Source organism: Levilactobacillus wangkuiensis, from assembly GCF_016861605.1.
Classification (GTDB): Bacteria; Bacillota; Bacilli; order Lactobacillales; family Lactobacillaceae; genus Levilactobacillus; species Levilactobacillus wangkuiensis.
Genome location: NZ_BOLM01000004.1, coordinates 41,926 through 67,167, shown reverse-complemented (window position 1 = coordinate 67,167; position 25,242 = coordinate 41,926). Strand labels below are relative to the sequence as shown.

General features: G+C 52.1%; 18 protein-coding genes. 12 read left to right on the top strand and 6 right to left on the bottom strand.

Annotation, left to right across the window (positions count from 1 at the left end; genetic code table 11):
* Positions 1-269 precede the first annotated feature (269 nt).
* The 5 genes from JUF13_RS03820 (at position 270) to JUF13_RS03800 (ending at position 7,014) form a co-directional block, all read left to right on the top strand.
* Positions 270-1,439, top strand: coding sequence for a galactokinase (locus tag JUF13_RS03820; protein ID WP_125763390.1), 1,170 nt, complete (start codon positions 270-272; stop codon positions 1,437-1,439).
* Between the two features lie 458 nt (positions 1,440-1,897).
* Positions 1,898-2,899, top strand: coding sequence for a UDP-glucose 4-epimerase GalE (gene galE / locus JUF13_RS03815; protein WP_125763388.1), 1,002 nt, complete (start codon positions 1,898-1,900; stop codon positions 2,897-2,899).
* Positions 2,900-2,901: 2 nt separating this feature from the next.
* The gene (locus JUF13_RS03810; RefSeq protein WP_203637805.1) at positions 2,902-4,365 is read left to right on the top strand and encodes a UDP-glucose--hexose-1-phosphate uridylyltransferase; all 1,464 of its coding nucleotides are present in this window, start codon (positions 2,902-2,904) and stop codon (positions 4,363-4,365) included.
* Between the two features lie 987 nt (positions 4,366-5,352).
* Positions 5,353-6,363, top strand: a complete 1,011-nt coding sequence (locus tag JUF13_RS03805) for a LacI family DNA-binding transcriptional regulator (protein ID WP_203637804.1) — start codon at positions 5,353-5,355, stop codon at positions 6,361-6,363.
* 456 nt (positions 6,364-6,819) lie between these two features.
* A complete protein-coding gene (locus JUF13_RS03800; protein ID WP_203637802.1) occupies positions 6,820-7,014 on the top strand; it encodes a hypothetical protein in 195 nt (64 codons plus the stop codon).
* A gap of 106 nt (positions 7,015-7,120) precedes the next feature.
* On the opposite strand, the gene JUF13_RS03795 is transcribed toward JUF13_RS03800, so the two are convergent.
* The gene (locus JUF13_RS03795; protein ID WP_203637800.1) at positions 7,121-7,618 is read right to left on the bottom strand and encodes an LURP-one-related/scramblase family protein; all 498 of its coding nucleotides are present in this window, start codon (positions 7,616-7,618) and stop codon (positions 7,121-7,123) included.
* A gap of 628 nt (positions 7,619-8,246) precedes the next feature.
* Here JUF13_RS03795 and nrdJ point away from each other — a divergent pair.
* On the top strand, positions 8,247-10,496 hold the full coding sequence (gene nrdJ / locus JUF13_RS03790; RefSeq protein WP_203638033.1) for a ribonucleoside-triphosphate reductase, adenosylcobalamin-dependent: 2,250 nt from the start codon (positions 8,247-8,249) through the stop codon (positions 10,494-10,496).
* Positions 10,497-10,900: 404 nt separating this feature from the next.
* Positions 10,901-11,488, top strand: a complete 588-nt coding sequence (locus JUF13_RS03785) for a cob(I)yrinic acid a,c-diamide adenosyltransferase (RefSeq protein WP_203637798.1) — start codon at positions 10,901-10,903, stop codon at positions 11,486-11,488.
* 467 nt (positions 11,489-11,955) lie between these two features.
* Here JUF13_RS03785 and JUF13_RS03780 read toward each other — a convergent pair whose 3' ends face one another.
* Positions 11,956-13,914 (bottom strand): M13 family metallopeptidase, encoded by a 1,959-nt coding sequence (locus JUF13_RS03780; protein WP_373300829.1) that lies wholly within the window; start codon positions 13,912-13,914, stop codon positions 11,956-11,958.
* Positions 13,915-14,845: 931 nt separating this feature from the next.
* Positions 14,846-15,349 carry a MarR family winged helix-turn-helix transcriptional regulator gene (locus JUF13_RS03775; RefSeq protein ID WP_203637796.1) on the bottom strand — a complete coding sequence of 168 codons (504 nt, stop codon included), beginning with the start codon at positions 15,347-15,349 and terminating at the stop codon, positions 14,846-14,848.
* Positions 15,350-15,713: 364 nt separating this feature from the next.
* Between JUF13_RS03775 and JUF13_RS03770 the strand changes: the two genes are divergently transcribed.
* From JUF13_RS03770 to JUF13_RS03755, 4 genes are all read left to right on the top strand, one after another.
* Complete coding sequence (locus JUF13_RS03770; protein WP_125763373.1) at positions 15,714-16,139, top strand: universal stress protein; 426 nt, start codon at positions 15,714-15,716, stop codon at positions 16,137-16,139.
* A 260-nt stretch (positions 16,140-16,399) separates the two neighbouring features.
* On the top strand, positions 16,400-17,284 hold the full coding sequence (locus JUF13_RS03765) for a hypothetical protein (protein WP_203637794.1): 885 nt from the start codon (positions 16,400-16,402) through the stop codon (positions 17,282-17,284).
* 894 nt (positions 17,285-18,178) lie between these two features.
* Complete coding sequence (locus tag JUF13_RS03760) at positions 18,179-19,294, top strand: YibE/F family protein (RefSeq protein WP_203637792.1); 1,116 nt, start codon at positions 18,179-18,181, stop codon at positions 19,292-19,294.
* Positions 19,291-20,070 carry a YibE/F family protein gene (locus JUF13_RS03755; protein WP_203637791.1) on the top strand — a complete coding sequence of 260 codons (780 nt, stop codon included), beginning with the start codon at positions 19,291-19,293 and terminating at the stop codon, positions 20,068-20,070. The genes JUF13_RS03760 and JUF13_RS03755 overlap by 4 nt, the downstream gene beginning before the upstream one ends.
* A 55-nt stretch (positions 20,071-20,125) precedes the next feature.
* On the opposite strand, the gene JUF13_RS03750 is transcribed toward JUF13_RS03755, so the two are convergent.
* From JUF13_RS03750 to JUF13_RS03740, 3 genes are all read right to left on the bottom strand, one after another.
* Positions 20,126-21,394 carry an SH3-like domain-containing protein gene (locus JUF13_RS03750; RefSeq protein WP_203637789.1) on the bottom strand — a complete coding sequence of 423 codons (1,269 nt, stop codon included), beginning with the start codon at positions 21,392-21,394 and terminating at the stop codon, positions 20,126-20,128.
* Between the two features lie 458 nt (positions 21,395-21,852).
* Complete coding sequence (locus JUF13_RS03745; protein ID WP_203638029.1) at positions 21,853-22,941, bottom strand: peptidoglycan recognition protein family protein; 1,089 nt, start codon at positions 22,939-22,941, stop codon at positions 21,853-21,855.
* A gap of 733 nt (positions 22,942-23,674) precedes the next feature.
* Positions 23,675-24,163: a Fur family transcriptional regulator gene (locus JUF13_RS03740; RefSeq protein WP_225418118.1), complete on the bottom strand. Its 489-nt coding sequence runs from the start codon at positions 24,161-24,163 to the stop codon at positions 23,675-23,677.
* Positions 24,164-24,538: 375 nt separating this feature from the next.
* Here JUF13_RS03740 and JUF13_RS03735 point away from each other — a divergent pair, with 375 nt between their 5' ends.
* Entirely contained in the window at positions 24,539-25,225 is a 687-nt protein-coding gene (locus tag JUF13_RS03735) for a VIT1/CCC1 transporter family protein (RefSeq protein ID WP_203637787.1), read from the top strand.
* The last annotated feature ends 17 nt before the right edge of the window (positions 25,226-25,242 follow it).

Sequence of the window (25,242 nt, the reverse complement as noted above, 5' to 3'; positions counted from 1 at the left end):
GGAGTTACCTTAGCGGCGGTTCTGGCCGGTTAGGTAACTGGTGTCTTTGAAACTCGGTCCTCAGAGGTTCAAAGCATGCCGGAGACCGCTCTTTGGCTCCGGGTGTCCGCCCATAGCGTTCCGGTTCATTTTGACCGCCCGGCAAGGCTACATGGAGGACCATGTAGCAATAAAGAAAGCGCTTCATAAAATCGTTGACATTGGCAGTAAAAGCGACTATGATAATTACAGTAAAGTTTTACTAAAAATTTATTAAGGAGTTAATAGCCATGGATTTCGCCAGCTTAGCAACTGAATACCAAGAAAAATTTGATGTCGCACCACAACGGGTGTTCTTCTCCCCCGGCCGAATCAACTTGATCGGTGAATACACCGACTTCAACGGTGGTCACGTCTTCCCAGCTGCCATCAGCATGGGAACCTACGCCGCTTACTCAGCCCGTGATGACAAGCAATTCCGCGTTTACTCGGCCAATGTGCCAGACGCTGGGATGTTAACGTTCTCACTGGACGACCTTGCCTTTAATAAGGCTGACAACTGGGCCAACTACCTGAAGGGTATGCTGTTCGAGCTGGCTAAGCAAAACTTAACCATCGACCATGGCTTTGACCTCTTTGTTCACGGGAACTTACCAGATGCTTCCGGCTTATCTTCATCCGCATCAATGGAAATGTTGATGGGTGAAATTCTTCACGCCGCTTATGGCATGAAGTTAGACGAAGTTGAAATGGTTAAGGTTGGCCAACAAGTTGAAAATGATTACTTCGGTTTGAACACCGGGATCATGGACCAATTTGCTATCGGCATGGGTAAGAAGGACCAAGCTATTCTCTTGGACACCAACACCATGGACTACGAATACGCACCGCTTGCCTTGGGTGATAACGTGGTTGTCATCATGAACACCAAGAAGCGCCGTGAGTTAACGGACTCCAAGTACAACGAACGCCGGGCCCAATGTGAAGAAGCCCTTCGTCGTTTGCAAACGAAGCTCGACATCAAGACGTTGGGTGACTTGACCGAAGATGAATTCGACCAAAACGCTTACCTGATCAACGATGAAACCTTGATCAAGCGGGCCCGTCACGCCGTCTTCGAAAACCAACGGACGTTGAAGGCCTTCAAGGCATTGCAAGACAACGACTTGGAAAGCTTCGGCCACTTGGTCAACGCCTCTCACATTTCCTTGCACTACGACTTTGCCGTAACCGGTAAGGAACTCGACACGTTAGTTGAAACGGCTTGGAAGCAACCAGGCGTCTTAGGTGCCCGGATGACCGGTGCCGGCTTCGGTGGCTGTGCCATTGCCATCGTCAAGAAGGCCAACGTCAAGGACTTCGAAGAAAAGGTCGGTAAGGTCTACGAAGACACCATCGGCCACAAGGCAGAATTCTACGTCGCAGAAATTGCAGACGGTCCTAAGGAATTAGAAAAGTAGAGCTGCCCGGTAGTGCCACGTTTCGGCAACGAGGCAGGGGAGCCTAAACTAGAAATAGTTGCGGCTACCAACCGCCAAGAAACCGAAACAGCTTAACACCCAAAACAAACAAGTTTAAAATAAACACATGTCACCAAAACTTTATGGTTAACGACGAGGCAACTTTAACGGCTGACCAAGGCAGGCAATGGAAAGAGTGCGTGCAGGTTAGTGGTTGTTGCCAGAGCCGGAGGTTGTTAGGTATGGAGCACCTGTGTCGGTGGCGTTAGTCCGGTGAATTTCCGGGCTTACACCACGGGTCGCGTTTAAAGACTGACGGACTTGGTCAGGCTTTGAACCGCCACTGAAGACCGCACCTCAGGCTTCGGTGGGACACCCCACAGGAGCGGAATACCTAACAACCGCAGGCGCAAAAGGCGTTAACCACGAAGCTACATAATTGAGGAGGAATTTGATCAATGACAGTTTTAGTCTTAGGTGGTGCCGGTTACATCGGCTCCCACGCCGTAGATCGTTTAGTAGAAAAGGGTTACGATGTCGCCGTAGTTGATAACTTGGTTACGGGTCACCGCGCCGCAGTTAACAGCAAGGCACGCTTCTACGAAGGGGACGTGCGGGATCAAAAATTCCTGAACGACGTCTTTGATAAGGAAGACATCGAAGGAGTTATTCACTTCGCCGCCTTCTCCGTGGTTCCAGAATCCATGGAAAAGCCATTGAAGTACTTTGACAACAACACGGCCGGCATGGTTTCCTTACTGGAAGTCATGAACAAGCATAACGTGAAGCGAATCGTCTTCTCTTCAACTGCCGCAACTTACGGTGAACCCAAGCAAATCCCAATCAAGGAAACGGATCCCCAAATCCCAACCAATCCTTATGGTGAAAGCAAGCTGATGATGGAAAAGATCATGGGCTGGTCCGACAAGGCTTACGGCATCAAGTTCGTGGCTTTACGCTACTTCAACGTTGCCGGTGCTAAGGAAGACGGTAGCATTGGTGAAGACCACCATCCAGAAACCCACTTGGTGCCAATCATCTTGCAGGTTGCCGCTGGCGAACGGAAGGAATTGTCCATCTTTGGTAGCGATTACCCAACCAAGGACGGTACCAACGTTCGGGACTACGTGCACGTCGTTGATTTAGCCGACGCCCACATTTTAGCCCTGGAATACCTGAAGGCCGGTCACGACAGCAATGCCTTTAACCTCGGTTCTTCAACTGGGTTCTCCAACAAGGAAATGCTGGAAGCCGCTCGTAAGGTGACGGGTAAGGAAATTCCTGCTAAGATGGCCCCTCGTCGTGCCGGTGACCCAAGTACGTTGATTGCGGCTAGTGACAAGGCCCGTGAAGTCTTGAACTGGAAGCCCCAATTTGACAACGTTGAGGACATCATTCGGACGGCCTGGAACTGGAAGCAAACGCATCCACAAGGCTACAACGACCGGGAGACGAAGTAATTATGGCTAAAGACACAATTCAAACGTTCATTGATCACATTGTTTCCTCCCCAGCGCCCTACACGGAACTGGACCGGCAGTACGTGACGAACCGCATCTTCGCCTTGATTGGTGACGGTGTGGCCCGCGCGGCTGCTTCCGACGAACCGATCGACCTGGTTAACGCCATGATCGAAACGGCCATCGCCAACGGTAAAATCGAAGACTCACCAAGTCCCAAGGAAATCTTGGAATCACAATTGATGGACTTCATGACGCCACTTCCATCCGCGCTCAACCGCGGTTTCTGGGACCGGTATCAAGAGAGTCCTAGCAAGGCGACCGACTGGTTCTACCAGTTAAGCCAAGCCAACAACTACATTAAGACGCGCAACATTGCCAAAAATGTGGTCTTCCCAGCCAAGACACCCGCTGGTGAATTAGAAATCACCATCAACCTGTCGAAGCCGGAAAAGGACCCCAAGGCCATCGCCGCAGCCCTGACCCAGAAGAGTACTAGCTACCCACTGGATCAACTGTGCATGACCAACGAAGGGTACTTGGGCCGTTTAGGCTATCCTGCTCGTAGCAATCACCGGATCATCCGGATGATGCTGGGCGGCGAAACCTGGGGCTTCCAGTACTCCCCATACGCCTACTTCTCAGAGCACGCCATCTTCTTGGCTAAGGAACACCGGCCAATGGTCATCAACCAGCACACGTTTACCAATCTGTTGGAAATCGTTCGGACGCTGCCAACCTACTTTGTCGGCAGTAACGCCGATTTGCCAATCGTTGGGGGTTCCATGTTGACGCATGACCACTACCAAGGTGGGAAGCACACCTTCCCAATGATGAAGGCTGGCATCGACCGTGAAATTGATCTCGGTGTCGCCGGGGTCAAGGCCGGGGTCGTTAACTGGCCAATGACCGATATCCGGTTGACCGGGAGTCAGCCAGAACCGCTGATCAACGCCGCTACCAAGGTACTGAACAGCTGGATTGGTTACTCTGATGAATCCGTCGATGTCCGGGCTTACACCGGGGATACGCGCCACCACACGATTACGCCAATCGCGTACCGTGACGGTGCCGACTACGTTTTGGATCTAGTCCTGCGAGACAACCAAACGTCAGACAAGTATCCTGACGGCATTTTCCACCCACATCAGGATGTTCAACACATTAAGAAGGAAAATATTGGGTTGATCGAAGTCATGGGGCGGGCTATCCTGCCAGCACGACTCAAGGACGAAATGGCGGAAGTCACGAAGTACTTGCTTGACCAACCTAATGAGATGGTCGACATGCACAAGGCCTGGGCCGATGACATCAAGCAAAACAACAAAGTGACGCCAGAGAACGTTACGGCTGTTTTGCACCAAGCAATTGGTGATGTGTTTGCTCGGGTGCTGGCAGACGCCGGCGTCTTCAAGCGCGATGCCAAGGGCCAAGCAGCCCTGGACGCATTTATCGCGCAAATCTAGGGTAAACTTGTGTTGTGGGCAGCGCCTCCGGGCTGGTGAAAACTGGGCCTGGTCGCGTCCGTTCCCGGCGGCGAGCTCAAGGAGCCCTGCTGTGGGGCCGGTTCCAGCCAAAGGGCGGGCTTCCACCTCAACTTTGAGCCGAAGGGCGGTCTCAAAGGTTGTCCCATGGGCTAGGCTGGGGAAATACCCCAGCCAAGGCCATCGACACAGCCGGTCACCTTGGCTCGCCTCTGGTCACTCCCGCAACCGGCCCAGTTTTCCCAGCCCTGCGGCTCACACTGGTTTAGCCCGTAGATTTGCGGGTAACTGGTCTGGGCTGTTGGCCTTGGCTGCTGGGGTGGTTGTGGTTATGTGGCGGCTGTTTTCAGCTGTTTCAGCCTTGATCATCTTGGAGACTGTTTTAATCAATTAAATAATCAAACCATGGGGTTGTTGTGGTTCGGTGTGGTTTTGACCATGCTGGACGGCTCAACCCCATGTGACGTTTTAAAAGAATTCACTGGTTGAACTAGTGGTTGCGGTAATTGGTTGGTTATTAATCTGTTTATTTGAACCGTGACCGCTGATTTAGCTGGTACATACGTTGTTGTGTAGGTACTGACATCATGTAGTCTATCTTTATGGTAGAAAAACTATCATGAAATGGCTTGTGGATTGCCAGCAACCACTGAATGAATGTAGAAGTAAACGTTGCCGTGGTAACTGATGCCGTGGTTCGCTGACGGAGCCGGAGGTAGATAGGGACCGAACCCTGTGATAGTGGTGTTAGACTGGGTGACCTTTTCCCAGCCTTACAGCACGGACCGTGTTTGGAGACTAGCGGGTTTGGCTAGGCTTCAAACCGAGGCTAAAGACCGTACCTCAGGCTTTAGTCGGGTCCCACAGGGTGAAGCGTCCCTAATCTACCGTAGGCGGAGTCAACGAACCGCAGGCGGAATCAGTTACCACGCAGCATTAGTTTAATGATAAAATGATATGAAGGGGGTGATGGCAATCGCAGCCACGCTAAAGGATATTGCAAAATCAGTCGGGGTCTCCCTGGCAACCGTGTCGCGGGTCTTAAACTACGACAGAACGCTGTCAGTCAGTGAGTCCACCAGGAAACAGATTTTTGAGGTCGCAGAGGAACTGAACTACACCAAGTTAAAGCACCGAACGGCCACACCTAGTAAGCAGTTGAAGATTGCCATTGTCCAGTGGTACTCGAAAACCAAAGAACTGGATGATTTGTATTACATGTCGATTCGCTTAGGCCTGGAAAAACGCTGTGAGGAGCGGCGGATTCTGGCGACCCGGACGTTTCAAAACGACCTGCAGGCCATTGATCCCGATGTTGATGCGATTATCGCCATCGGAAAATTTAGTGACGCCCAGGTCGAGGCGATGTCCCAGCTGACACCGAACCTGGTCTTTGTCGATCAGGATCAGTTGTGCCACGGGTATGATAGTGTCGTCACCGACTTCCGTTTTGCCGTGACCCAGGTGCTCGACTTTTATGCCAAGCACGGCCACCAAGAAGTCGGGTTACTATATGGAAGTGAATGGACGACGGACGGGCAGCTCGAGGTCGTTGATCCCCGGTACAAGGCCTTCCGCCGTGAAATGGAAGCCCGAGGTGCCTACAACCCGAAGCTGGTCTTTGGCGGCGACTACACCAATCATTCAGGTTATCAGGAAATGCAGACGGCCATTGCCCAATTGGGGGATGACCTGCCGTCAGCATTTTTCATCACCAACGATCCCATGGCCGCTGGCGCACTCAAGGCGCTGCATGAAAATAACATCGACGTGCCACAACGGGTCAGCCTGTTTAGTTTTAACGACACGACGATTGCCAAGTACGTGTTCCCTGAATTAAGTAGCGTGCACGTGAATACGGAATTGCTGGGGGCAACGGCGGTGGACTTGGTCGAAAACCGCTTGCAGACTGGGCGGACGACGCCACAGTTGGTTACTGTGGGGACTGAGCTCAAGCTCCGCGAAAGCACCAAGGGTTAAGCTGGTCGTTGTCAGGGCCTCCGGGCTGGTGAAAACTGGGCCTGGTCGTGTCCGTTCCCGGCGGTGCGCTCAAGGTGCCCTGCTGTGGGGCCGGTTCCAGCCTGAGAAGCGGGCTTCCACCTCAACTTTGAGTCTGAGGGGCGGTCTCAAAGGTTGTCCCATGCTCTAAGCAGAGAAAATCACTCTACTAAGACCATCGACACAGCTGGTCACCTTGGCGCGCCTCTGGTCACTCCCACGACCGACCCAGTTTTTCCAGCCCTGCGGCTGACACTGGTTTAACCCGGGTTTCGTGGGTGTTGGGTTAGGTTGTATTTTAATTGAACATTGTTTTCTAGTCGGGCTGACATTTTTGTTGTCCGGCTTTTTTATTGTTAAACGTATCTGACTGTAAGTCGTGTTGGTTGCTTCTTATGTCGAAATTGTTTACGATTTCAGCATAGTGGGAAGGAACTAATGATGACAAATAAACTGACGTCTTTACAAGAAAGCATTCGGCAGGCGACTGCTGCGTTGAACGGGGATACGGCAACAGTGACTGTCCACGATGTTTTGGTTAAGTCGGTGCCAGCTACAACGCCTGAAAGTCATTCAGAATCAGAATCGTTGCCTGAAAGTCATTCAGAATCAGAATCGTTGGCATCAAAATAATTTTCCTAGTCGGGCTACCATTCGTTGCTCGACTTTTTCTTCACCACCGAATCTACAAGCAAACAAAAGGGACTTGAGCGATTGCCCAAGTCCTTTTAGCGTTCACTTAAAATGTGGTGCTCACAGCTGCGGCGGCTGCCGCGTGTCTGCCGTAGTCGATGGCTAGCACCAAGCCGACCAGAATCAGTTGGATGTCGTCGTCTAAGACCACGATTTCGTATTTGTTGTTCAGACTTAAGCCGGCCCTTCTGACGCGACCGACGACTTTGTCTTGGCGCTTGATTGCAAAATTCAAATCCCAGAGGGAACCAGTGACGGTTAGCCCGACTGCCGTTAAATCGTAGCTGGGCCGCAGGAAGGTGGGGCGTCTTTGAATCGTGGCCAGCGTCTGGCCGCCAATCTGGAGGTAGTAGGTCGCCACCAGGCTCAGGGGCTTCTTCGTGACGGTTGCCACGACCTGATTGTTTAAGTCTAAAATCTCAAAAAACTTGGGCATTTGAAATTTACTGCCGACGACCTGGTAGACGGGGTCATTGTGGTCGTCGCGCACGCTGAACCGTTCTTGCAGCGCCCATTGCTGTTGGGTTACATATAACTTGTGCATTCGTTTCATCTCTCATTCTTATGACAGTTGTGTGGGTCAGGTGGTCGTCACTGGCCGTGAGGTGCCGCGTATACGGTGACGACTGGCTGATTGGGTGTCGAGGTTACCCCTGAGTTGCGAGCCGGCTAACGGGATTAGACGGTGCCTTCAGGGGGTGGCAGGGCGTTAGTTAATCTCATCATAGTTGGCGCAAGCGCGGAGGTAAAGCGCTTTGCCCAATCTTAAGGAAAATAGCGTGGGGGATGGGGCAGGTCGCAAGGACACCCCCAAGATATGGGGATGCAGTTGGCAAAGTGACCGCTAATTGGGTGGTCGAAAAAAATTTAGATTCTTTTGTTTTGGCGTGGCAATGATTTTGAAATTAAATTGCGTCCCAAACAGTTAGTTTACTGCGTCGGGTGTTGGCCGTTCACCTTTGCTGGATTTGGCGTTCTTGTAGGGGGCAGTTTGTTTGTCCAATTACAATTAACTGGGCGGACGAAAATGGTTGCTTTTTCGGTCATTTTTGGTAGTAGCTTCTCAGGTGGAAATGTCCAGGGGACAGTTAAATATATCCATATATTGTATTTACTTGGCGAATGCGATACTATATCTGGTATAGACTTAAAGAACGGGAGAGATTGTTATGATGAACGTAGAAACCGCTGCGCCAGTACGCCTGACGCCCGAATTTATCGCCAAAACAGAAAACGAAGTAACACCACATTGGGGTGAACTCGGCTGGGTAACCTACAAGCGGACCTACGCTCGTTGGCTGCCGGACCAACAACGCAACGAAGAGTGGCCAGAAACGGTCCAACGGGTGGTCGAAGGTAACATTAACCTCGACCCTCGTCTGCAGGCTGACCACGTTGATGCCCAAGTGATTACCGAATTGACCACCGAAGCCCAGAACCTATTTAAACTGATCTATGGCCTGGCCGCAACGCCCTCTGGCCGGAACCTGTGGATCTCCGGGACCGACTACCAACACCGTAATGGGGATGCCCTGAACAACTGTTGGTTCATCGCCGTGCGGCCGCAAGCTTACGGGGACAGTCACATTATCCCTAGTTACCTGAAGCCGGAACAAATCGCGGCCTCGATGCCATTTTCCTTCATGTTTGACCAACTGATGAAGGGCGGCGGTGTGGGCTTCTCCGTGACGCCTAACAATGTCCGGCAAATGCCTAAGGTCGACAATCACGTGGACCTGACCATCGTCATTGACAGTGAGAGCGCCTCCTACGACGCCTCACTGAAGCTGGGTGCCGTCGACAAGACCGACTGGATGCACGCCAATTCCTTGGCCGACACCCGCTACTACCGGTTGCCAGACACGCGTGAGGGCTGGGTCTTAGCCAACGCCAACATGATTGATGCCCACTTCAACGGCACCAACCCCGATGGCAAGACCAAGGTCGTTCTGGACATTAGCGACATCCGGCCCAAGGACGCACCGATTCACGGCTTTGGTGGGACGGCCTCTGGTCCCATGCCATTAGTGGAAATGTTATTTGATATTAATACGATTTTAAACGACGCCGTTGGCCGCAAGCTGACCGCCGTCGACTGCACCGACATGGGCAACATGATCGGCAAGACGGTCGTCGCTGGGAACGTCCGGCGTTCGGCTGAATTGGCCTTAGGTGGCGCCGAAGACGATGACTTCATCACCATGAAGCAGGACAAGGATAAACTTTACCATCACCGGTGGGCCTCCAACAACAGTGTGGCCGTGGATAGCGACTTCACCGATTACCAGCCCATCGCCGACTCCATTCAACACAACGGGGAACCCGGCATCGTGAACCTCGGTCTGTCTCGTAACTACGGCCGCTTGATTGATGGCCGTCAGGAGGGCATTGACGAGGCCGTTGAGGGCACCAACCCGTGTGGTGAAATTTCCCTGAGCAACGGGGAACCCTGCAACCTGTTTGAAGTCTTCCCCGGAGTCGCCGAGGACCAAGGCTGGCAACTCGAGGACGCCTTTGGTTTAGGCGCCCGGTACACCAAGCGGGTCACGTTCAGTCACTATGACTGGGAAGTTTCTCGCAAGGCCATCCAGAAGAACCGGCGCATCGGGGTTTCCATGTCCGGCATTCAAGACTGGATCTTAAAGACCTTCAAGCAACGCGTTGTCACTGGTTTTGAAGCCAAGCGCGATGCGGAAACTGGCAAGACGTTCATGGCCCCAATTTACAATCAGACGGCCGTTAAACGCTTCAGCGACCTGTACGCGGCCGTGGTCAAGGCGGACAAGGATTACTCCGCCACGTTGGGGTGCCAGCCTTCCATCAAGCACACGACGGTCAAGCCTTCCGGAACGGTGGCCAAATTAGCCGGTGTCTCCGAGGGGATGCACTTCCACTACGCCCGTTACCTGATTCAACGGATTCGGTTCCAGGACAGCGACCCCTTACTGCCAGCGCTGAAGGCGAGTGGCTACAAGGTTGAACCCGACGTGTACAGTCAAAACACGATGTGCGTGGAATTCCCAGTGAAGGCCGCTCACGCCGATCAGTCTGCTTTTGCGTCCGCTGGTGAGGTCTCCATCGCCGAACAATTTGCGACCCAGGCCTTTCTCCAGACGTACTGGTCCGACAACGCGGTTAGTTGTACCGTGACGTTCCAACCCGAAGAGGGCGACCAGATCAGCGACTTGCTGATGCAATACCGGAACACCATCAAGTCCACGTCCCTGTTGCCATACAGCGGCGCCGACTTCAAGCAAGCGCCTAAGGAACCCATCGACGCCAACACCTACACGGAAAAGTGTGCGGAAATCACGGCCGACGTGGCGGAAACCTTTGCGGCCATGACCGGGAACCATGATCAGAAGGATATTGAGTTGGTGGACCAGTCGGATTGTGCCGGCGGTGCCTGCCCAATCCGTTAGGTTTTCCATGCCCTTGCCTTGCCGCCTGCGGTAGCCAGACGCTGCTCCCGTGGGCAGACCTGAAGCCGAAGAGCGGTCTTCAGGGCGACTTTGAACCTCACTAAGCCCGTGAGTTTCAAAGCTCGGCCGTGGCCTAACCCGAGCAAACCACTCGGCTAATGCCACCGACACGGGGCTCTGTCTGGCTACCTCCGGCTGGGGAAGGTGTTAACCCTAACGTTTGGTGTTTTGAATTAAATATGTGTATGCTTGAGGCGTTGATTGTTTCTGATCAACGCTTCTTGTTGTATTCAGAATAGTATGGATAGCTTTCGTGGGGTATCCAATTTTGCTAGAGGTACGATTAATAATTCGTTTTCCGATTATTACGTGAACCAAAAATTAACGAAATGGTGGCTAATAACATGAAAATTTATACGCGTGTGGGTGACCAGGGGATGACCAAGCAGGTTAGTGGCAAGATGGTGTCGAAGACCGATGCTCAGATTGTGACCCTGGGCGACATTGATGAGTTCCAGTCCTACCTTGGCGTTGTGGTGGCTAGCTTGGGCGCACATCCAGACCTGGTGGTTGAGCTCAGCGAGGTGCAACGCAAGCTGTATCAGTTGGAGGCCGACATCAGTGTGAAACGCCACCAGGAGATCACCTTGGCGGATACGACGGCGCTGGAGGAACGAGTCGACTTCTTTATGGACAATACGCCTGAGTTACGGGAGTTCATTTTACCCGGTGGTTCTGAGTCCGGCGCGCGGATGCAGTATGCCCGCACGGTGGCGCGGCGTGCCGAACGGTCAGCCGTCGCGTTGAACCTCGAGCAGCCGTTGGAACCAGCCATTCTGAAATACCTTAACCGCTTATCGGATTATCTTTTCGCGATGGCCCGCTACGTAAACCATTTGGATGGGTATCAGGAAGTGCCTAGTAACAAGGAAAAGGCCGAGTTGAAGGCGGCACGTGATGCTAAGCGGCTGGCTAAGAAGACGTCAAAATAAGGCTTTAGCAAGCGTTCCCGGCGGTGGGTTCAAGCGGCCCTGCTATGGGGTCGGTTCCAGTCTGAGGAGACACAGTGCCTGATTTGTTTCAATTGTTCTTGCGTTGACTAGGTGCTGTAGGTTGTGCGCACTAGTTGCAATTAAAAATGATTCCACGAAAAAACTCTCGCAGCCGATAATGGTTACGAGAGTTTTTTGATGCCATAACTATGAAGGTTATGGTTATTTGTATTGTGGATTAGAAAGTGTGGGATAAGTTGCTGGTTAAAACTAGTGTCAGCCGAGAGGGCGGTCAAAATAGGCCTAGCCGTTGGATTTTCTGAGTGGTTTGCTCAGAAAATGGTGACTTTGAGACGCGTTTTTGGCGGCTCAAAGCAAGGTTGAAGACCGCTCTTTGGCTTCGACCGTCCTTCCACAGCGAACCGGTCCTATTTTGACCACCCGGTAGGCGCTGACAGAGACTAGTCTTACCAGATCTTAACCCGCTTGTCTGGTGCCAGGTACATGTTGTCCGTTGGCTTGACATCGAACGTCTTGAAGAAGTCGTCGAGGTTCTTGACCTGGACGTTGGCCCGCAGTTTAGCTGGGGCGTGGACGTCGATTGACAGCAACAGTTGCATGTATTCAGTCGTGGCCTTCATCCGCCAAACGTTGGCCCAGTTGATGAAGAACGCCTTCAAATCGATTTCAGTGGAAGACTTGGCGGCCTCTAAGGCACAGCTCAGCCCACCGGCATCGGCGATGTTTTCGGAGACGGTCAGCTTCCCGTTGACCTTTTGGCCAGCGAATTCGATGCCGTCAAACTCATCGATCATGGCTTGGGCCAAGTCCTTGAAGTGGGCTAAGTCTTGGTCGGTCCACCAGTTGTTCAGGTTCCCAAATTCATCGAATTGTGAGCCGTTGTTATCGAACGCGTGAGAAATTTCGTGGGCAATGACGGCCCCAATACCCCCGTAGTTCGCGCTGCTTGGTTGGTCCAAACTGTAGAATGGCTTCTGCAGGATGGCAGCGGGGAAGACGATTTCGTTGTTCGATGGGGAGTAGTAGGCGTTGACGGTGTTGGCGCTCATGTCCCAACGCTTCCGGTCAACGGGGTGACCCCAGTGGCCAAAGTGATTCTTGATGATGATTTCGGTAATGTTTTGTAAGTTTTCAAAGAGTGAGGCGTTCTCGTCAATCGTAAACTTGCTGTAGAGTGGGTCGATTTCGTCTGGGTAGCCGACCTTGATGGTTAATTTCTGCAGCTTGACGATGGCCTTTTCGCTGGTGGCGGTGCTTAGCCAGTCGTTGGACTTGAGCCGGTTTTGATAAACGCGCGCCATCTTCAGGACCATTTCACGGACGTCGGCCTTAGCAGCTTCACCAAAGTACTTGCGACCGTAGTAGTCACCGACGACTTGGCCAAACGTGCCGGTTGCCAGGTAGTAGGCCGCCTTCTTAGGTGAGCGCGCTTCCTTTTGACCGGACAGGGCCCGCCGGTAAGTGCCACCGACTTGACGGAAGTCTTCGGTCAAAGCACCCGTGGCGCCGAGAACTGTGTTGACCAGCATCCAGCTCTTTAAGTTATCAAAGTTGGCTGGCGTCAAAAGGTCGTTAACGGCATCAAAGTAGGTCGGTTGTGGCAGGATGACTTGGGCAGGCACGTCGTTGATCAAGCCCTTGATGGTGCTGGTCAAATCGAGGTTGTCGATCTTGGCATCCACGTCGGCTAGTGGGAATGGGTTGTACATCTTAACGTAGTCGGCAGATTCTTCCGCGGACTTCACGTGTGGCGCAATCTGGGCATCGAAGGTCTTCGCTTGTTCCACGATTTCCTTGGCACGGTCTTCAGCATAACCAGCCAAAACCAAGACCTTGACGGCGGTCGTCGTGAAGACGGGCATCAATTGCTTAGCAGCGGGGTTATCCTTTTCGTAGTAAGTTTTATCGGGGAGAATCAGGCTTGGGGCGTCCAAATAAAGGGCGTAGTTGCTGGTGTCCTTCATGTCGGCTTCAACGCTGATGTCAACGGGGGTTGGCAGGTCGGTTTGGAACCATTCAACCAGGTGGGCGTTCAGGTCAGCGAAGTCCTTGAGACCCTCAATCTTAGCCAGGTAAGGCTTGAGCGGTGCCACGCCGTCTTTGTTGCGGCGGTCGGCATCCAGGGCTAAGGTGTATAGCTTCTTGAACTCAGCCATCTCAGGGTTAGCCGGGGTGAGCTTGCCAGCCAACAGGTCGTCGAAGTCGCTCATCAGGGTGTGTTCAATGTTGTCGACCAGGTCCATGAAGCCACCAGTCGAGGAGTGGTCCCCAGGAATGGTCGCCTGTTCGGCCCATTTGCCGTTGACCGCGTCGTACAGGTCGTCGGTCAGTTTAGCTGTATCCACCGGGAAGCCACTAGCCATGGTTGGCAGGGTTTGGTTGGACGAATAATTATCAAGTCGCATACAGAAATCCTCCTTAAAACTATTTGTTAAGAACAGGTTAACCCTTTCACGCGCAAAAGGAAACTTTTTTATCATGAATTTCTCATAATGGCCAAGTAAGCCATAAAAATAAGCCTGAGAGCGTCAGATGGGCTCCCAGACTTAAGTAAAACTGGGTGTAAAACGAACCGACGATGAAACCTGTCAGTGGGTGAAAATAGTCGAAGTTTGAACCAGTTACGGTGAAAATGTCAGTAGCCGAAAAGGGCTAGGTGGAAAAAGACTAACGCCGATTAATGTTCTGGTGATTGTTGGCGTTGGCTAGTGGCTTGGGTTGAATCTCAGTTGCCCCCAGGAACCACGAATCGGAAACACAAATTTGTCGATGATCTTAGTCGAGGTGCAACCAAAGTAGAAATGGCAAACACCCAAAGCAGAAACCCAACCGACAATCGCTGATGCCAACGACTACTCCGGGTTAAACAAGTGTGAGCCGCAGGGATGGTGAAAATGGGCCAGTCGTGGAAGTGACCAGAGTCGCGCCAAGGCGCCCGGCTGTGTCGATGGTCTTGGTTGAGGTGTAACCAAAGTTAAGGTGGAAAACGCCCAAATAGAAAACGCAAGCAACAATCGCTGATGCCAACGACTAATCCGGGTTAAACAAGTGTAAGCCGCAGGGCTGGTGAAAATGGGCCAGTCGTGGAAGTGACCAGAGTCGCGCCAAGGTGCCCGGCTGTGTCGATGGTCTTGGCTGGAGTTCTTTTCCAGCCTAGCCCATGGGACAACCTTTGAGACCGATTTTTGGCTCAAAGTTGAGGTGGAAGCCCGCTTTTTGGCTGGAACCGACCCCACAGCAGGGCTCCTTGAGCGCGACGCCGGGAACGGACGCGACCAGGCCCATTTTCACCAGCCCGGAGGCGCTGACAAAGCACAAGTTTAACCAGAACCGAGGTTAGTCGTTGCCAGCAGCAGGTTTCTTGGCGCGGAGAACCGGGCGCCGGAACTTAGGCCGCGTCCGGTCCCAAATCGCAATGTTCTGCTGATACTGCGTAAAGAACTGGTTAATGTCTTCCCCGGTCAGGTCGCTAGGAATCTCTTCCCAGGTCGTGGCGCTCTGCAGAAAGGCTTGCCGGATGTCATGCTCTACGTTAGCCCCTTTGGCGGTCAGGCGCAGGTACTTGACCCGCCGATCGTCCATCTTGGCTTCTTGTTCTACGAAGCCATCTAACAGTAAAGCCCGTAACTTCCGCGCCGCTGCGGAACGGGTGGTCCGGGTGGAATCCGCCAGTTCACTCAACGTAATGTTGCGTTGTTCATGAATCTGTTTCAACAGTAAATATTGTTCAAAACTCACTGAATACTGACTGGTAATCTGTTCGGCCGCATTGATCAACACCCGAAAGATTGACCGATATTGCCGTAGAAACGTCTCGAATACTCTATCTTCGTTTTTCATCATAAAATCCTCCCCCAAAAACGAATTGCTGCTTCAGCAAAGTTATCGCGCACAATGACGGTTCTTCTTCACTAACTCAGCATACCGTTATTATGCGGCCTGAAGAGTGGGGATGAAAATGATTGCGCTCGCGGAGGGTGGTTAAGATAATTCAGCTTGTATTCTAAGGACAAAAGGTAAGTAACTCTTGCGAGCAAGCGTGGAATTTCGTCGGGAAATGAGAATTGCCTAACATTTCAGCGCGTACCCTAAAAATCTCGTGAAAAAATAGGTAAAACGCTTCCACGTAAGCCGTTTAATTGTTATGATAAATATGTAGAAACGATACCACATGGATGGTTTACTATGGAAAGGACGGGATATTATGTATGAACGGATCTTAGTACCAATGGATGGTAGCAAAAATGCGCACGCCGCACTGATTGAGGCCACCAAATTAGCCAAGGAGCTGGGTTCTAAATTGTTCATCGTTTCCGTCGCCAGCGATCAGACCTATGCCCACTACGGCGCGGAATTCGGTAGTGAAATCGTGACCCATTTCAAGGATGCCGCTTCAAAATTCTTGGAGAGTGCGGTTGAAGAAGTGGAAGCACAGGGCGTGCCGGTCGAAACCTCTTTCCGGGTAGGCCTGCCAAAACCCACGATTGCCAAGACGTTGCCGGCTGAACTACACACCTCACTGACGGTCATCGGCCGTTCTGGGGTCCACGGCTTCGGGCGCGCCATCATGGGATCCACCACTAGCTATGTCGTTCACAATTCAGACACGAGTGTCTTGGTTGTCGACTAATTCAGGTTAAAATTGCATCTTGCTATTATTGAAGTCCACGGCTCATTTCAGAGTTGGTGGACTTTTTTAATGGGGTAAATCAGTGGTGGCAGGGGACTTTGGAGCTCGTAAAATTAGTGTGACATTAAATGGAAATGTCCCGCATAAAGTTTGCCCCATAGTGTGAAAGAATGTGGTAAGATAAACCAAGTATATGTGTAGCGGTGCAACCGATGGCCGGTGCCAGTAAACGGATATTAATCATTGAGGGATGGAAAAATATGAAAAAGTTTTTGTTGGGCGCCGTTGGGTTGTTAGCCTTGACCCTTGCCGGCTGCTCGAGTAACGCACTGACCACGAACAAGACCAGTTACCACCCAACGGCTTTGACCGCGGTGATTAAAGGTGACGCCAAGACCAAGACCGTGAACTACCAGGTCGATGGTGGGGCCAAGCACAGCGTCAAGGTGAACGGCGGGACCTACTTCTTCCAAGTCCCCGCAGCGGCCAAGCGACAAACAGTCAAGCTGACGGCGGGCAACGCCAAGAAGACGGTGACGGTCAAGTCGGTCACGGCCCTGGGCAACTACAAGAAGCTAGCGGCCACTTACAACCAGATGGTGATTGGGACCCATTTGCCAAAGAAGGTCCAAAAGCAATTACAACAGGCGCAAAAGACCCAAGCCGCGACTAAGAAAAAATTGACAGCCTTAGCTAAGACCGACCCCATGGCCGCCGCAGCCGCTGCTAAGCAACAACAAGCTGCCGCCAAGCAATTACAGGCGCAAATGGTCACCGCTAAGAAGCAGGCCAAGGACGACCTGTTACCAACCACGGCCAAGGATGGCGTGCAAAATCTCATCGACACCCAGGACGTGACGGTGCGGGGCAACGTGCAGGATGGCAAGTTGATGGGCTTAGCGCTGATCGTGCCAACCAAGCAGATGAAGACCAAGGACGGTCAGAAGACCTTTGGAACCACGTTTGCCTTGTTGGGGACGACGCTGAAGGCCAAGCCAAAGTATGTCATCAATAAGTTTGAAAAGGTTCTGAAGGATGCTAAGAAGAACAGCTCATCCACGACGACTAAGACGATTCGGTCGAATGGCGTGCGGTTCAACACTGGTTTCTCAACGGATCACCTCTACATCTACATGACCAAGTAAGCCTGTCTCTTGGTGTTGTCAGCGCCTCCGGGCTGGTGAAAACTGGGCCTGGTCGCGTCCGTTCCCGGCGGCGCGCTCAAGGAGCCCTGCTGTGGGGCCGGTTCCAGCCTGAGAAGCGGGCTTCCACCTCAACTTTGAGCCTGAGGGGCGGTCTCAAAGGTTGTCCCATGGGCTAGGCTGGAAAAAGACTCCAGCCAAGACCATCGACACAGCCGGGCACCTTGGCTCGCCTCTGGTCACTTCCACGACCGGCCCAGTTTTCCCAGCCCCGCGGCTGATACTGGTTCGGCCCGCTTACTTGGCAGGTGTCACTAGAAGTGTTCACCGAGCTGTGTTGTTAGTGGTGTCAGGCCGTTGGACGTTGGATTGATTGGTCAACTAGAGTAGGTAGTAGCAATTAAATGACAAACATGAAGTCTGGGAGTTGATCCCAGGCTTTTTTCTTTTACCCTTCATTCGGTCTGAATAAGGGAGAAAATATTTGAAAGCAAAATAAAACGCACCAACAATTATAAATTGTCAGTGCGTTCTATGGTATTGGCGTCCAGCTTACTTTTTGTTCTTTAACCAACGTTGTAAGTCAGAAATTTCGTCGCGGCGCTTACGGTCCTTTTTACGGTTAACCTTGCGGCGGCCTTGTACGCCATTTGGATGTGCTTTTCTCATTGTAAAAACCCTCGCTTAATTAAAATAACAATCGACTGTAAGTGTACTGGTTTTTATTCGAAAATGCAAGGCTTTCACGGGATTTAGCTGGGTTCGACCACTCTGGAGCCTTGACAGAACGCGGGTTACTGTGATTTTGTTAAAATTTTCCGGGAAGCCAATTCAACCTGTCAGAAAGTGGTATATTGGGTTCAACGCGGCAAATCCGGTGAGAAAGGGACGGGCAACATGCAATTTTTTAAAACGAAAAAGGGACGCTGGTGGACCTGGGTCCTGGCAATTTTGGTCGGTGGCCTGCTGGTCTGGGGTACCCAACACGATGCGGCCATTTACAGCGACCCCATCATGCAGGTGACCAGCGTTGACACGGGGGCGGCGACCAAGGAGACGGATGATTTCCACAACGTTGACCGCCAGACCAAGCAGACGCTACACGGCAAAATTTTAAACGGCACCTACAAGGGGCAGCGGCTGACCGTGACCAACACGTATTCCCGGTCGGGCGCCGTGGATCAGCGCTATCACGTCGGCAGCCAACTCTTTGTGGTGGTTCACGCCCACAGCGCGACCCATTTGACGGCGAGTGCCAAGGATGTGAAGCGTGACACGCCGTTAGTCTTCATGATCTGGCTGGTCGTCGGGTTACTTCTATTGATTATGCAGTTCAGCGGATTCATGGCCTTTCTGAGTGTGGCGGCGAACGGAATCCTCTTCCTAATCGCAATTCTGTTAAATGGCTCAACTCAGGGGGCGCAGGTGTTGTGGATCTTCGGCAGTCTCTCCGTGGTGTTTGCGACGCTGACGCTGTGGCTGGTGCTGGGGGCCAACCGGCAAATGCTGATTACCCTGGCAACCACGCTGGGGGGCACGGCCTTGGCACTGGTGACGGCGTTGTTGGTCTTCCATTTTACCCACGAAAAGGGCATGTACTACGAGTCCATGCAGTACGTGACGCAACTGCCACGGCCGCTATTTCTGGCCGAGACCTTGCTGGGGTCCCTGGGGGCCGTGATGGACGAGTCGACGGATATCATTTCCTCACTCTTTGCGTTGAAACGGGAACGCCCGGAGCTGTCGGCAACGCAGATTTTTAAATCTGGTCGGCAAATCGGCAGTACCATCATGGGACCGCTGATCAACGTGCTGTTCTTTATCTTCGTGGCCGATACCTTCCCGATGGCGATGCTGTACCTGAAAAACGGCAACAGCTGGGGCTACACCTTCTCGATGAACATGTCGATGGGCGTCGTCCAAAGCCTGATCAGTGGGATTGGTATCGTCTTGGCGGTCCCACTGGCGAGCTTCCTGGCTAGTCGGTTCATGGCAAAGAAGGTGACGGCATGAGTACGATTAGTGTTTTGGGACTCGTCCTCTTGATTTTGATGGTCCTCGTCGGTGGCAAGGCCGGGGCCCAGTCGTTTCTGGCGTTGATTTTAAACTTTGGCCTGCTGTACTTGGCCATTGTTTTAGTGGCCTTTCAATTTTCACCGTTGATCGTCACACTGGTCGTGGGGATGCTGGTGCTGGCACTGACCATCTTCATGAGCAGTGGCGACGACCTCTCTAGCACGGTGGCCTTCATCGCGTCGGCCGTGGTGCTGGTCATGTTGATCATTTTGATTGTGCCGGTCGAACACTGGGCGTTGGTCCAGGGATTTGGTCCCGAGGACAGTGAGGACCTGGAAGGCCTCTCCGTCTTGGTCGGGGTGAACTTCGTGCAGGTAACCACCGCCACAGCCATTCTCAGCACGCTGGGGGCCATTGCCGAGGCAGCCATGGCCATTTCAGCCGGGCTCAGTGAAATCCTTGAGCAACACCCGCAGGTCGCTTTAAAGGCCTTGCTGGGGGATGGCATCGCCGTGGGCAAGCAAATTATTGGGACCACGTTTAACACGTTATTCTTCGGGTTCTTCGGCGGTTTCCTGGCCTTGTTCATTTGGTTCACCGGAGTTCACTACTCGGTGGGTGAAATCTTAAACGATAAAATATTTGTCTCTGAAATCTTGATGATTCTCTTTGCCATGGTCAGCGTGATTCTGACCGTGCCCATCACGACGTGGGTCATGACCCGTGCCGTGGCCGGTCAACGGAAACGGGCGATGAAAGATACTTCTAAATAGGCAGTCAAAAGACCTGTACTGGACATTGATCCGGTGCAGGTCTTTTGGTTCGTGTCTATTCCATTGATGCCATGCCCGAACTCTTCATGACGGCGTAACCGGTATGGGAAACCGAGATGGTCCCGTAGGTCGATTCGGGGTCTTCCAAGCCATCGGTTAGGTCGTAGAGTTTGTCAGAGCCCATGTCATTGAAGGTGGCGTAGCGCGAATTGTCGTCCCAATAATCCAACGTGCCCGGTTTCGGATTGACCGTGACCTTCTTTAAGCCCTTGGCGTTGTGCACGCTTTTAAGGACGTGATAGTCGTGGTCATAGAACTTAGCGGTGACCACCCGATTATTTTTGATAATGAACAGATTGGGGTAAAAGAGATAGCTCATCGCCAGACTGCGGGATAGCCGGCCGAAACGGTCGTACACGTTGTAGACGCGCTGGGAGAGGTGATAGCCATGTCGCGTGGCTAACGGTTGAATCTGCCGGGTCAGGCGTTCGTACTTTTGGACGTGCAGGAGGCGGTCAACGGGGCTGACGTATTTACCCTGAGAAAGTTGATGGCTTTTGCGCACCCAACCAATTGCGCCTTTTTTATTGCGCAGGTACAGGTATGTGCGCCCCTGGTTATTGGTGGCTTCACGGGTGGCGTAGAGCTGTTGGTACATGTAGGGACTCACATCGTTGCTGGTGACGTTGGGTTGGCTGCCGGGAATGGCGTTCCAGACCCGCATGACCGTCATCTTATAGGTAGCTGCCATGTTGTAGCCGTCAAACATATTGAGATAATAGGGCACGTTGGCCAATTTCTTTTGGCGAACGACGGGTTGGACCTCGTGAAGCGCTTGGATGGGAACGTACCCGGTGATGGGTTCATCGTCAAAATCGGGGACCGCCAATTGTGTTGGGGCGGGGGCCTGACTGAGCGGCTTATACGTGTCGTAGAGGTCGTACATTCGCACGGCGACGAGGGTCTGCTTACTGCCATAGTAGGTTCTAACGGCCATAAAATTGTAGCGGTCCGCGTGTTCTTCTGATGCCAAGTCACCCAGGATGGACGTGTGTTTCTCGCGGTCCGTTAGTTCGTAGTAGCCACGAACTTTCTTGTCGAGGCGGTAGGCGATGTGCCGATCATTGGTCACGACCTTTTGCAGGGTGCCGAGCTTGTCGCGGAGGTTCTGGAGCTTACGGTGCGTCTTGGCCTGTTGGCGAAGGGCACTGACAGCGGACTGGTCAGCGGCCGATGCCGTCGTGTACGCGGTCACGGTGCCTAAACAGGTGACAAAACTAGTGAGTAAGATTAATTTTCCTATCCGAAATTTTGAAGTAACCATATATGTTTCCTCCCCAATGGTTTAATGATGCTATTGTAGCAAGGAGGTCTTAAGACGGCGGCAAGTTTTCGGTAAGGTTTGCTTAAGGTGGGAGGGATAAAGCTGACAAGTGAGGAGTAATGAATAGAAAAATGAGAATTGGTAGTCAGTACAGTTCGCAATGGACGTGAGAGGGCTAGGACCGTTTTGTTTGCGTGATCAGTGTCAGTGACCAGAGGTGGGCCAAACTGACCAGCTGTGTCGGTGGTCTTGGCTGAGGCCTTTTCTCAGCCTAGTCCACGGGGCAACCTTTGAGACCGGTTTGTGGCTCAAAGTTGAGGTGGAAGCCCGTTCCACAGGCTGGAACCGACCCCACAGCAGGGCAGTTTGAGCCCACCGCCGGGAACGGAAACGCCAGATCAAACGCAAAAAAACGGTCCCGCCAATGAAGGGGGACCGTTCAGGGATGTCACATTTATTTAGTTACTGCTGCTAACACTGCTAGTTTCAGTCGTGCTGGCACCGGTACTAGAAGCAGCGGAAGTTGGGACCGTGCTTTCGGAACTGGCACTGGAACTTGAGCTGGTCGTCGTCGCAGCTGGCACGTTCTTCACGCCAGTCAGATTTTCAGAGTAAACCCAGTAGCGGGTCTTGCTCTTGGTATTCTTAGAAGTTCTGATGCGGTACCAGGTTTGGCCGGTACTCTTCTTTGCCTGCATGTCGATGTAGTAGGTCTTCCCAATCTTAGGGGAAATCTTGGACCACTTTTGACGCTTGGCATTCTTGCTGACGTTCTTCACGTGGTTGTAGAGGTTAAACTTCTTGTACTTGCTGCTTAACTTCGCTTGTTTGTTCACTGAAGTATATTTAGCGCTCACCAACTTGGTGTGTTTAACGTTCATGGCGTTATAGTATTTCTGAACCATCTCGTAGAACATTGCCATGGTGTACTTTTGACCGAAGTACTTGCTACCGGCGCTAGCGTAGTAGCCAACCGGGTCGGTATGGGTGGAGCCACCAAGATGTTTGGCAACTGAACCATGTGACCAGACCGTCCCCTTACCATCGTAAGCGGCATCGTTTGGTTTCAAGTTATATTCATTTAAGAGGTAAGCCGTGTACCAAGCCGCGTTGGAAATTTCATGGGCAAAGGCGGACTTGCTGTGAACTTCGACCTGTTCAAATTGGACGAAGCGGGCGTTCCCAGGGAAGCCAACCCCCCAAGCTAAGTAGTCGGTGTTGGCGATGTTGATGATCCGGGAGCCATCAACGAAACTGTGCACGAAGGCGTTGTTGTAGTTACGCTTCATGTAGGCAATTTCGTTGTAAATCGTTGAAGAAGGGTTGGCCGTTTCGTGAATCACGACCCCTTCAGGCTTAGCCTTGCCGTGACGGTACTTGTTCTTTGGAAAGCCGCTCCAGATGGACTTGGTTACCTTAGCTGGTGTGATTTTCTCACTACTAATGTAACTATTGACCTTAGAACTAGCAGATGCTGTCGTGGTAGACAAGCCTAAAACGCCGGCGGCTCCCAGAGTAGCCAGTGCAGTTAAAACGATTTTATGCATTTTCACCGTGATCATCCCTCAAATCTTTCGTCGTTATTTTTTACGACAACCGGTTTCCCCGGTTGCTCAGTCGTTATTGCTTAATATTCGTTATCAACTATATACATTATCAGCGGCCACGACAACCGTCAGACGGGGCTTTATGCGTAATATTACGCGGCTTATATCGACGGTGGCGGCGTTTGTTCGGGGTGTTTGCAAATAGATTAAAACTTAGCGTCACCTGTAATGTGGCTGTAACATTGCCACACCGGGCCTGCGGACGCTTTCTATGAAAATGATTGTGAAAGTTAGCAAAGTCAACGGTTGAAAGGGCTAACAAGCTAAAGGCGGGCTCCCAGAATCCGGTACCCCTAGGCGCCGTAGCACGCAATCAAAATGGTCGACCAAATAAAAAGCCTAGGCACAAGAAGCCTGGGCTAAGTCATCATCGGTAATTGTATAAGTTGATTTAATCTTGTATAGAATCAAACTCAGTAGAACGAAATCACACGACACGGAGCCCGATAGAAATAGCCTGGCCAGTGTCAGTAACCAGAGGTGGGCCAAACTGCCCAGCTGTGTCGGTGGTCTTGGCTGAGGTACTTTCTCAGCTTAGACCACGGGGCAAGCTTTGAGACCGATTTGTGGCTCAAAGTTGAGGTGTAAGCCCGCACCACAGGCTGGAACCGACCCCACAGCAGGGCAGTTTGAGCCCACCGCCGGGAACGAACCCCAAACACAAGGTCAAGGCCTATTTCTGTTGCGCCCAGGTCTGACGTTGCGGATCGATGTGAAGCTTCTGCTGGCACTCGGGGCACAACCCGTAAACCTCCACGTGATTGCTCGTCACGAGGTAGCCGGTTTGCTCGCTGGCCTGTTGATTCAGCTCGTTTTCAATTTTAGAAAAGTCGGGCGTGAAGACGTCGGTGATCTTACCGCAATTTTCACAGATGACGTGGTAGTGTGGCCGTCCGTAGAAGTCGTAGCGAATCCCGCCGTTGTCATTTGGCAATTCAATGACGATCCCCAGGTCCACCAATAGGTTTAAGGTGTTGTAGACGGTCGCCATGCTAAGGTTCGGTAGCTCGGTCGCTAGGGCACTGAAAATCGTGTCGACGGACGGGTGATTGTGATGGGTCACGAGGTAGGTCAAGATGACCTGCCGCTGCGGGGTGACCCGGACGTGGTGTTCTTTTAAAGTTTGTAATGCGTGCGTTAAAAGCTGTTGCTGACCAGCCAAGGGTAGTCCCTCCTTATATGTGATAAGCCAGTTAGGCAGGTCGGGGGCCTGTTCACCCCGAAAAAACTCGACCTGACCATTATAACCATCTTCCATAGAAACAGTAAATCCTTTTTTGGAATCAATCTAGTTTGACTCTATTAAACCACATTTAGCCAGGAGTTCCAGTAAAAAGCCTTATTTAGAATGAATCGTATTTATTTTAAGAAAATGGCCAATTTAAGTTTACATTTTCTAGTTAGGTGAGTACAATGGATTTTGGTTACAGTTAATAACGATTCTAATCTAGCGGAAAGTGTTAGCTATCCCAAACTTTTATTTCTGTTAGTGTTAAAATGAAACATGAGTGTTAAAAACTATCTGGGGGCGGATACGATGAAGAAAGCAAAGAAGCCAGCAACCTTGGCGCAACGGATCAACGTGTTACGGGCGAGCGTCATGGGCGCCAACGACGGCATCCTGTCAGTAGCCGGGATTGTTGTAGGGGTGGCCGGCGCGGCGACCAGCAGTTACGCCATCTTTATTTCCGGGATTGCCGGCATGATTGCCGGGACGGTGTCGATGGCCATGGGCGAGTACGTCTCGGTCAACACGCAAAAGGATGCGCAACGTAAGGCGATTGAAACGCAAACGGTGGCATTGGATGAAGACTACGAGGGTGAGTACGGCTTTGTCCGGGATAAATACCTGGCCAGTGGTATTCAGCCAGACTTAGCCGAACAGGCGACCAAGGAAATGATGGCGGACGACCCCGTGAAGACGACCGTGCGGGAACGGTTTGGCTTTAACGTAGGGGAGTACACCAATCCGTTTTCCGCGGCCATCGCGTCGATGATTTCATTTCCGACCGGTTCAATCTTGCCGTTAGTGTCGATTAGCTTATTACCTAAGAGTTGGCGGATCATCGGGACCTTCCTGGCCGTGGTGGTGGCGTTGTCAATTACCGGCTACGTGGCGGCGGTTTTGGGAAATGCCAACCGGCGTAACGGGACCGCGCGAAACGTGATTGCGGGAATCTTAACCATGTTAGTCACGTACGGCATCGGCCGGTTATTTGCGTAAGCGTCAGGCATAAGGGA